General features: G+C 56.4%; 11 protein-coding genes. All 11 read left to right on the top strand.

The genetic code is table 11. From position 1 onward, the window contains the following. Positions 1-734: 734 nt before the first annotated feature. A complete protein-coding gene (locus tag IQ254_RS34015) occupies positions 735-1,064 on the top strand; it encodes a DUF4346 domain-containing protein (RefSeq protein WP_369011367.1) in 330 nt (109 codons plus the stop codon). 155 nt (positions 1,065-1,219) lie between these two features. Further along, complete coding sequence (locus IQ254_RS27170) at positions 1,220-1,483, top strand: hypothetical protein (protein WP_193969279.1); 264 nt, start codon at positions 1,220-1,222, stop codon at positions 1,481-1,483. A gap of 40 nt (positions 1,484-1,523) precedes the next feature. Beyond that, complete coding sequence (locus IQ254_RS27165; RefSeq protein WP_193969278.1) at positions 1,524-2,663, top strand: formylglycine-generating enzyme family protein; 1,140 nt, start codon at positions 1,524-1,526, stop codon at positions 2,661-2,663. A gap of 301 nt (positions 2,664-2,964) precedes the next feature. Continuing rightward, positions 2,965-3,348 (top strand): diversity-generating retroelement protein Avd, encoded by a 384-nt coding sequence (gene avd / locus IQ254_RS27160; RefSeq protein WP_193969277.1) that lies wholly within the window; start codon positions 2,965-2,967, stop codon positions 3,346-3,348. Between the two features lie 25 nt (positions 3,349-3,373). After that, positions 3,374-4,432, top strand: coding sequence for an RNA-directed DNA polymerase (locus IQ254_RS27155; RefSeq protein ID WP_193969276.1), 1,059 nt, complete (start codon positions 3,374-3,376; stop codon positions 4,430-4,432). 21 nt (positions 4,433-4,453) lie between these two features. Beyond that, complete coding sequence (locus IQ254_RS34010) at positions 4,454-4,675, top strand: SUMF1/EgtB/PvdO family nonheme iron enzyme (RefSeq protein ID WP_193969275.1); 222 nt, start codon at positions 4,454-4,456, stop codon at positions 4,673-4,675. 187 nt (positions 4,676-4,862) lie between these two features. Beyond that, complete coding sequence (locus tag IQ254_RS27145; protein ID WP_193969274.1) at positions 4,863-5,447, top strand: Uma2 family endonuclease; 585 nt, start codon at positions 4,863-4,865, stop codon at positions 5,445-5,447. 60 nt (positions 5,448-5,507) lie between these two features. Continuing rightward, on the top strand, positions 5,508-6,095 hold the full coding sequence (locus tag IQ254_RS27140) for a DUF4129 domain-containing protein (RefSeq protein ID WP_193969273.1): 588 nt from the start codon (positions 5,508-5,510) through the stop codon (positions 6,093-6,095). Further along, positions 6,095-7,270, top strand: a complete 1,176-nt coding sequence (locus IQ254_RS27135; protein ID WP_228041145.1) for a DUF4350 domain-containing protein — start codon at positions 6,095-6,097, stop codon at positions 7,268-7,270. Before IQ254_RS27140 ends, IQ254_RS27135 begins: the two co-directional genes overlap by 1 nt. Then, positions 7,267-8,241, top strand: a complete 975-nt coding sequence (locus IQ254_RS27130) for a MoxR family ATPase (protein WP_193969271.1) — start codon at positions 7,267-7,269, stop codon at positions 8,239-8,241. The genes IQ254_RS27135 and IQ254_RS27130 overlap by 4 nt, the downstream gene beginning before the upstream one ends. Beyond that, a partial coding sequence (locus IQ254_RS27125) for a DUF58 domain-containing protein (RefSeq protein ID WP_193969270.1) occupies positions 8,241-9,308 on the top strand: 1,068 nt, incomplete at its 3' end. The genes IQ254_RS27130 and IQ254_RS27125, both read left to right, overlap by 1 nt.

Genomic DNA, 9,308 nt, shown 5'->3' with positions numbered 1-9,308 from the left:
CCGCCAACCCCGCCCCACCCCTGAGCAACCGAGAGCGGGTGCAGCGGTTTTGGGCGGTGGCCTCAGACCCCGCCAAGCAGCTGGCGGGGTTGATGGCCGCGGCCCCCGTCAGCCCGCCGATTATTCAGCTGATTCAGCAGACGCTGCTGCCCGAGTCGCAGCAGGTGCATGTGGCCGAGGTCTATATGAGCGGTCTGCTCAGGTCGCTGACGCCCGCCGAGGCCAAGCTGCCGCCCCACCACATTCAGTACGACTTTCTCAACAATGAGGTGCGCGAGGCCCTCACCGACCTCACCCCCATTGCCAAAACCGAGGCGGTGCTCGATGCGGTCTCTGGCTACATTGCCCAGCGCTTGGGGCTACAGGTGCGCACCTACGAAGCTCTGCTGGTGCTCGACCTGGAGAGCAAGCTTCAGGCGCTGGAGCAAGCCGGCAAAACCACCGAAAAAGAGGCCTTTAACCACTTTGCCCGCATCGCCAAAAGCGCCCTGCAACGGCTGGGGGGCGACTATGCGGCGATTGCTGCTCGCATCGATAGCCCAGATCGGGTCAAAATTGCACTGCCCTCGCCGCCGCCGAGGGATTTTCCAGAGCTAAAGACTTTTGAGTTTGAGTATCCACTGATTAGCTTTGAGGACTTAGCATCAGCAGAAAAAGAAGAACTTTTAACTCAAGCCAATGTACTTAACGCCGCAGGCCGTAGGGCGTTAGATGATCAGCTTTCTAAACGCTTTATTGAACTGGATCCAGGAGGTTACTTTCTAATCTATCTAGATGTTTCTCAAGGGCTCATTCATGCGCAGCATTTTGAAAATATTATTAATAACGAAGGTATAGCCTGCGACCCAGTGACTGGCGAGCCTCTGTCTGTAGATAAATCTATCAGCCGATTGCCTACTAGAACTTATAGTGGCCGCACTGCTAAGGAGTTGTGTATTAACATTTTTGAGAATCCAGAAAATCCTTGTCCTATTACATTCCTCGATCATGCAGCCTATCTAGGCCGAGAATTTGTGAAAGCTGAAATTGATCTCATAGAAGGAAATTCTTACTTGCAGGATTAGAAAGGAAAATCTAAGTACATCAAGACTCTTTTTAGTTAGGGATTTTAGGTACTTTAGGATAAGTATTAATCATCACTAGGAAGAGAATTTCAAGCAATCACCTTAGTTTCTCCTAAAAATGCCATAATAAATAATTTAATAACTTGGTGATTTGTATGGCCGATACCAAAGTTGTCAGTGTTAATAGCGATCGCCAGTTTGCCTTTCCACCAGAAATGCTCGCAACGCTCAACCCCGGCGATGAGTATCTGGTGTGGCAAACCAACGACACCATAGTGCTCAAAAAGGTTGTCCAACCCCTTTCCCTCGATACGCTGCTTCAGCGTATTGAAGATCTCGGTCCCGACCCCGACCAGCCCTCAGAAGCTGAGATTTGTCAGATTGTCAAAGAGATTCGACATGAGCGAGCCAAATTATAGACTTATGCTCGATACCCTACAAAGCCATTAACGTTCTGCTATGGATTTCGAGGAAATTGCTGTATTAGTAAACCAAGCTGCCATTGAGAAAAAAGGTCGGCCCCTCAAGTCTGTAGAGCATCTTGTACTCAAAGGAGCTTGGGAGAATAAGACTTATTCGGATATGGCCTTTCGAGAAGGGTATACCGAAGCCTATTTAAAGGGCGATGTTGGCCCCAAACTCTGGCAACTCCTAGAGGAAATCGTTGATGTACCGCAGATTCATGTCACTAAGCGAAATATTCAAAGCGTACTTCAAAGCTGGGCAGCAGGTACTTTAGCTGCTACAGATGATTTAGAAGAGGAATCTGCTCTCAAACTTGTTATCACCCGCCAGCGCAAAAGCGCCCAATACTTCACTGAAGACCTGGGCAATGGCATTGACCTCGACATGGTGCTGATTACAGGCGGCGGCTTTCTCATGGGCTCCCCCGACAACGAAATCGACCGATGGGATGACGAAGGTCCCCAGCACGAGGTCACAGTGCCCACCTGCTTTATGGGCAAGTTTCCCATTACCCAGGCCCAGTGGCGCGTGGTAGTCGAGACCTACCCCCAGGTTGAGCAAGAGCTAGACCCAGACCCCGCCAACTTCAAAGGCGACCACCGCCCCGTCGAGCAGGTGAGCTGGCTCGATGCCACAGAGTTTTGTGCCCGCCTCTCGCAAAAAACAGGCCGCGAATATCGCCTACCCACCGAAGCCGAGTGGGAATACGCCTGCCGGGCAGGTACCACCACGCCCTTTGCCTTTGGGGAGACCTTAACGAGTGACCTGGTCAATTACAACGGTGACAGCTATAACCATGGGCCACAGGGGGAATCACGAGGGGAAACCACAGACGTAGGCAGCCTGCCAAACGCGAATCAATTTGGCCTTTACGACATGCACGGCAACGTGTGGGAATGGTGCCAAGACCACTGGCACGACAACTACGAGGGTGAACCCCCAGCAGACGGGCGCGCATGGTTATTCTCCGACGAGAGAAAAGACGGCGAAACTGGTCGCTTGTTGCGGGGTGGTTCTTGGGACCACAGTCCGCGGGGCTGCCGCTCTGCCTGTCGCAACGGCCCCTATCCGGACGCCCGCGACCTCAGCGACGGTTTTCGTGTTGTCTGTTCTGCCGCCAGGGCTCTTCAATAGCCCTTTACTCTATAGTACTATTGCACTATTCTCTTTTTTCTTTACTCTCTCTTCCCCGGCGCGCAGCGCCTCAAAATTTTTGGCATTTTCACGGAGCAGCTGTAGAGGCGTAGGGTGGGCATTGCCCACCAGCCTTAGATCTCGTGATTCAGATAAGTTTGTAAAGAGCTGCAAGATCCCATGAAACTCCATATGCAGCGTTCAATGCTTAACTGAAATCCGCATTTAGTAGTTTTGTGTTTTTTTGGGGCTATCCACAAAAAACGTGGGAGGGTTAGAGCCATCACCCCAACCAACTGCCATGGCCGACCTGCCGATCATTCAAAAAACCTACGATCTGATCAAGTGGTACGTGCCCATTCTCAACCGCCTGCCCCGCGACCATAAGTTTTTGCTGGGCGACCGCATCACCACCGGCCTCTACGACCTGCTCGAACACCTCATTCAGGCCCGCTACGAGCGCGACAAACTACGTCGCCTAGAGGCACTCAACAGCAAGCTCGACATTCTACGCCACCAAACCCGTCTGCTGCTCGACTTTGAACTGGTCGCCGACAAGCGCTACGAGTATGTCAGCGATCTGCTCACCAGCATCGGCACCGACCTCGGCGGTTGGATCAAGCAGCAGCAGCACCGGAAAGGTCGCCAAATAGCAAAGCCAAAGGTTCTAACTCCCGTCTCCTGACGCCTTAGCCTCCTCCTCTACAGCCATGAAACGCCACGGCAACCTCTGGCCCTCTGTCATCGACTTTTCCAACCTGCTGTGCGCCGCCCGCAAGGCCCAAAAAGGTAAGCGCTTTCGCCCCAACATCCTCGACTTTAACTACCACTTAGAGCAAGAGCTTCACACCCTTAAAGCCGATCTAGAGCAGAAGACCTACAAGCCAGGCAAGTATCGCACCTTCGAGATCAAAGAACCAAAACCCCGCCTGATCTCCGCTGCGCCCTATCGAGACAGAGTGGTTCACCATGCCCTCTGCAACGTGATCACGCCGCTGATGGAGCCCTCCTTTATTTACGACACCTACGCCAACCGCGAACGTAAGGGCACTCACTTGGCGCTCCAGCGGTTCACTCGCTACGCCCGCTCCAGCGATTACGTCTTGCAGTGCGACATTCAAAAATACTTCCCCAGCATCGACCACCAGATTCTTAAAGCTTGCCTGCGCCGCAAAATCAAATGCCCAGATACCCTCTGGCTGATCGATACCATCATCGACGGCAGCAACGAGCAAATTCCAGCCGCCTTTCATTTCCAAGATGACGATTTGCTGTCGCCCCTCAACCGTCGCCGGGGGTTGCCCATCGGCAACTTGACCAGTCAGTTTTTTGCCAATGTCTATCTCAGCGGCTTCGACCATTTCGTTAAAGAGACTCTGGGGGGCAAAAAATACCTCCGCTATGTCGATGACTTTGCCCTTTTCTCAGATAGCCACGATTTTCTAACAGAGGCTCGACAGGCTATAGAAGCACATCTCGATCGCCTACGGTTGAAAATTCACCCGGTTAAGAGCCATATCTCTAAAACCCAGCAGGGCGCTAACTTTTTGGGCTTCCGCATCTTTCCAGACCGGATCAGAGTTCGCACCGAAAATCTCAGGCGAGCCCGCAGGCGGTGTAGAGAGCTGCAAATTTCCTACGCCGCCCGAAAAATCGATCTGAATCGGGTGGTGACAGGCCTCCAGAGCTGGGAGGCCCATCTCAAACATGGCGATACCCAACAGCTTCGCCGACACATATTCAACTCTCTTGTCTTTTCAAGGGGTTGAAGAAGGGGTAGGCACCTCCGGATGTTGCGGGGTGGTTCTTGGAACAACAATCCGCGGAACTGCCGCTCTGCCTGTCGCAACAACAACAATCCGGACGCCCGCAACAACAACAACGGTTTTCGTGTTGTCTGTTCTGCCGCCAGCGCTCTTCTGTATCAGAACTGGTCAATGGGAATTGGCCAGGCGCGTCAGAGAAGAGTCCAGACCTGCTCCTGCGATGCTGGTGACAGCATTCAAATATAAACCGGGTCGGTCAGATTGGTAGGCATGCCGAAGATCTGCCCGGCCTACCTCCTCACGGCCCAAAATCCCTGGCCCTGAAGATTTATCTGGGAAGTTTGGCTACGTTTAACCCCCGTAAAGCAGCTAAGGAGATCGGCTCCCTTGTAACCCCTGTAAAATTGAATTATCGCTTCTTTGCTAAATCGCCATGACGGCTCAGGTTGTTTCCCCTAGCATTCGTGCAGCCCAGGTCTTCCCTAATATCAGCTGGCAACAGTTTGAGGGCATCGATCGCGCCTTCGACTCAATCCCTGGCGTCAAACTGCGCTACCTCGACCATGCCCTCGAAATCATGCCCATCAGCGCAGACCACGAAGATTTTAAGACCATTTTGCGCATGCTCTTAGAGGCTTACCTGCGGGCCAAGCAAATTCGCTTCTATGGCCGTGGTGGCCCCTCTTTAGGCGACGAGTCGTTAGGAGCCCGTAGCGAACCCGACGAGTCGTACAACCTGGGCACCCGCAAGCCCTATCCTGACCTGGTGCTGGAAGTCGTCATTACCAGCGGTGGTGTAGATAAGCTGGAAGGCTATCGCCGCATGGGCGTTGCCGAAGTCTGGTTTTGGCAAGATGGCGTGCTCAACCTCTACGGCCTCACTCCCGACGGTAGCCAATACCAACTATTGACCAATAGCCAACTGTTGCCCCAACTGCCCCTCGATGTTTTCTGCCGATACGTCACCTATCACGACCAGTTTGATGCGGTAGAAGATTTTCTGCGGGCGATTGGGTAGAGAGAGGTGATCAAGGTTAGTCGTGAGCCATAATGGGGCCAGCTTGAGCTGATTGTCTGAATGGCTGACCTCCCCCACCGCACAAATTCTCTGGCCTGGCAGATTCGCCTGGGCTGGCAGAACCTGGGGGAGTGGTTTGAGTACCAGTTGTCTCGGGTCGATGTCGATCCGCCCCAGTTGCCCCGCTGGCCCTGGCTAGAACCGTTGGCGCGGGGATTGTTTTGGGTGGCGATCGCGGCTATGGCTCTATGGGTGAGCTGGCTACTCTACCAGGGCATCACGGCCTATCTGAACCAACGACAATCTAAATCCACAGCAGCCCAGACCCCCCTGCCCTCCCAGCAGGCCCTCAAGCAGGCGGCATTCTGGTGGCGCGAGGCCCAGCGATTGGCCCAGCAGGGTAACTACGCCGAGGCCTGCAAGGCGCTCTACATGGCAGGGCTAGCGCGACTCAACGACACCGAAATCGTGCTCTATCGCCCCAGCCGTACCGATGGTGAATATCTCACCTGTATCGCTACTCACCCCAGCCGCCCCTACGAGCTGTTGATTCGCACCCACGAGCGCATTGCCTACGGCGACGCCCAGGCCACAGAGGAAACCTACCAGCGCTGCCGCCGCGCCTACCAGGAGATTGCCCAGTCGTGATGCGATCGCTGCCCCTAACCCGCCGCAACTTGATCTTGGCAGCGTTGGCTTTAGCCCTGCTGCTGGGGTTGATGCTCTTGAGCGCCCCCGCCACCAGTCGTCTAGAGAGCGGCTCTACCTGGCACCGTGGCCCAGCGGGCTATAGCGCCTGGTATGAATCCTTAGAGCAGCAGGGGGTTACCGTGCAGCGCTGGCAACGCCCGGTAGAAGACTTACTCAACCGGCTATATGAAGCAGAAGAATCCACCGTCACGCTGATTCAGAATCCCTCAGCCATTTCAGAAACGCTGCTGGTGGTGCTACCAGAGTTTATCGACGAGTCAGAGTTACCCGCGCTGCTGCCCTGGATGCCGCAGTGGATCGACGCTGGCTATCGGCTAGTGGTGCTGGGCGTCAAGACTCCAGCAACGGCGGCTCCCTTTTCGCAAATGTTAACTAGTGAAGCTGGGCCAGTAGAAATTAAGACTCGCCGCCGACACCCCCGCTCTGATATGGAGATAGCCCTAGCCGATGAGTATGGGGCCGTGGTGTGGCAGCAGGCATTTGCCTTAGGGGAGTTTGTGGCGGTGGCCACCCCCCACCTAGCCGCCAACGCCTACCAAAACCAGCCTGGTAACTTTGCCCTGCTCACAAAGCTAGTCGCGGGTACAGGAAGACGCGTCTGGGTTGATGAGTACCTGCACGGCTATCGAGATGAGGAGGCGATCGCAGCTGAAATCGGCAGTGACAGTTGGCTCAGCTACCTGGCCCGCACTCCCCTGCTCATTCTTCTCGCCCAAGCCCTGGTGGTCACCCTGGTTGCCTTGCTGGCCCTCAACCATAGACTGGGGCAGCGGCTCACCCTGCAACCCCCCAGGGTGGATAACAGCCGGGCCTATATTCAGGCCCTAGCCGGGGTGCTGCACAAAGCGGGCAGTCACGACTTTGTGGTGCAAACCCTGAGCCAGGACGAGCGCATTCAACTGCAAAAATCCCTTGGCCTAGGGGGCAAAACGCTACCGCTAGAGCAACTGCAAGCCGCGTGGGATCAACAAAATGGTCGCTCTACCACCGACCTAGATGCCCTCCTCAACCCTCCCGTACCAAAAACCGAAAGCCAGCTACGCGACTGGCTCAAGCGGGTACAATCCCTTCATTACCCCGAAGACACCATAGGAGACACCAATCGGGCATGACTGAGCGCCAGAGTAACCAACAAAGTGACCTACAGACAGCCGTAACGCGCATCGGCAAAACCCTCAGCGGCGTAGTGGTGGGCCAAGACCCCCTGGTGCAGCAGCTGTTGGTGGCCCTACTAGCGGGGGGGCACGTCATTCTTGAAGGGGTGCCCGGCACGGGCAAAACCCTGCTGGTGCGCGCCCTATCGCGGCTGATCCAGGCCGACTTTTCCAGAATTCAGCTCACCCCCGACATTTTGCCGTCGGATATTTCCGGCACCAATGTCTTTGACCTCACCAGCCGTACCTTCACCCTCAAAAAAGGGCCGGTGTTTACCCAGGTGCTCTTAGCGGACGAGATCAACCGCACCCCGCCCAAAACCCAGTCGGCCCTGCTGGAGGCCATGGAAGAACAGCAGGTCACCCTCGACGGCACCAGCCACCCGTTACCCGATCTATTTTGGGTGGTGGCCACCCAGAACCCGCTGGAGTTTGAGGGCACCTACCCCCTACCGGAAGCCCAGCTCGATCGCTTTCTGTTTAAGCTCGTCGTCGGCTACCCGGCCCCGGCGGCAGAAAAGCAAATGCTGCTCAACGCCCAGGCCGGGTTCGAGGCCAAACGGCTGGATGTGGGCCAGCTCAAGCCGATCGCCGCCGCCAAACACATTCTGGCCGCCCGTCAGGCCGCCAAAGCCCTGACGGTGCAAGAACCTATCCTCGACTACCTGCTGGCCCTGGCCCACAAAACCCGCCAGCATCCCGATTTGGAACTGGGCACTTCGCCCCGCTCCACGGTGCAGTGGTTGGCCGCCTGTAAGGCCCACGCCTGGCTGAATGGGCAAGAATTCGTCACCCCCGACAATGTCAAAGCCGTGGCCATGCCCTTGCTGCGCCATCGATTGATTTTAGGGGCTGAGGCGCAGCTAGACGGGCTGACCTGCGATCGCACCATCCAGGCCGTGCTCGACAGCGTGCCGGTGCCGCGCTAATGGCGATCATTCCCACTCGACGAACCTACGGCCTGCTGCTGGGGGGCGGGGTCATCGCCACCCTGCTGACCAACTTTTTCGGCTCGCCCAGCCGCCTTGAGGTTGCCATTGTGGCTCTGCTGGTATTCGATGGTGCCGCCCTCGCTGTCATGTTCTGGGATGGTCTACGGGTAAACTCTCGCCGCGCGGTGATCAAGCGAGATCCCTTACACCGGCTCTCCATTGGCCGCGATAACCCGATCTCGCTCCACGGAGAATCCTCCGCTCCTGTGCGTCTGCGCCTCTACGACAGCTACCCGATCGCGTTTGACGGTACCCCCATGCCCCTGGAGGTGGCGCTAACCGGCCATGAATCCGAAACTATCACCTTCACCGTCAACCCCAAGCAGCGGGGTGAGTATCCCTGGGGCGATCTACACATCCAGCAGCGCAGCCCTCTGGGGCTGGCCTGGGCCAACTGGACTGTACCCGCCGCTGCCACCGTGGCCGTCTACCCGGATCTGATTGGCCTTAACCAGCTTTCCGTCAAGCTGGCCCTACAAGCCACCGGCACCCTCAAGCAGAAGCGGCGCATGGGCGTAGGCACCGAGTTTGCCGAGTTGCGCGAATACGGCACCGGCGACGACCCCCGCTTTATCGACTGGAAGGCCACCGCCCGCCTCAGTTACCCCCTGGTAAGGGTGCTAGAGCCCGAGCGGGAGCAAACCCTATTAATTCTGCTCGATCGCGGTCGGCTGATGACTGCTCAGGTGCAGGGCCTAACCCGCTTCGACTGGGGTATGAATGCGGCTCTATCATTGGCCTTGGCTGGGGTGAGTCGGGGCGATCGCGTTGGCATCGGCGTCTTCGATCGCACCCTGCACACCTGGATACCGCCCAAGGGCGGGCGGGCCAACTTTCAGCAGATGGTCGAGCGCCTTACTGCCATCGAGTCGGTGCTGGAAGAGTCGGACTATTTAGCCGCCGCCACCCATGCCGCCCAGCAGCAGCACCGCCGTTCTCTGGTGGTGATTATCACCGACATTGTGGACGAGACTGCCAGCGCCGAACTGCTCTCGGCCCTGGCC

This window comes from Nodosilinea sp. LEGE 07088, from assembly GCF_015207395.1.
GTDB lineage: Bacteria > Cyanobacteriota > Cyanobacteriia > Phormidesmidales > Phormidesmidaceae > Nodosilinea.
The sequence above is the reverse complement of the archived record's forward strand: the minus strand, read 5'-3'. Positions and strand labels throughout refer to the sequence as shown.

Excerpts from the sequence above, each read along its gene's own strand:
- IQ254_RS27170 (WP_193969279.1), top strand. The coding sequence starts at position 1,220 with ATGGCCGATACCAAAGTTGTCAGTGTTAATAGCGATCGCCAGTTTGCC.
- IQ254_RS27165 (WP_193969278.1), top strand. The coding sequence starts at position 1,524 with ATGGATTTCGAGGAAATTGCTGTATTAGTAAACCAAGCTGCCATTGAG.
- avd (WP_193969277.1), top strand. The coding sequence starts at position 2,965 with ATGGCCGACCTGCCGATCATTCAAAAAACCTACGATCTGATCAAGTGG.
- IQ254_RS27155 (WP_193969276.1), top strand. The coding sequence starts at position 3,374 with ATGAAACGCCACGGCAACCTCTGGCCCTCTGTCATCGACTTTTCCAAC.
- IQ254_RS34010 (WP_193969275.1), top strand. The coding sequence starts at position 4,454 with ATGTTGCGGGGTGGTTCTTGGAACAACAATCCGCGGAACTGCCGCTCT.
- IQ254_RS27145 (WP_193969274.1), top strand. The coding sequence starts at position 4,863 with ATGACGGCTCAGGTTGTTTCCCCTAGCATTCGTGCAGCCCAGGTCTTC.
- IQ254_RS27140 (WP_193969273.1), top strand. The coding sequence starts at position 5,508 with ATGGCTGACCTCCCCCACCGCACAAATTCTCTGGCCTGGCAGATTCGC.
- IQ254_RS27135 (WP_228041145.1), top strand. The coding sequence starts at position 6,095 with ATGCGATCGCTGCCCCTAACCCGCCGCAACTTGATCTTGGCAGCGTTG.
- IQ254_RS27130 (WP_193969271.1), top strand. The coding sequence starts at position 7,267 with ATGACTGAGCGCCAGAGTAACCAACAAAGTGACCTACAGACAGCCGTA.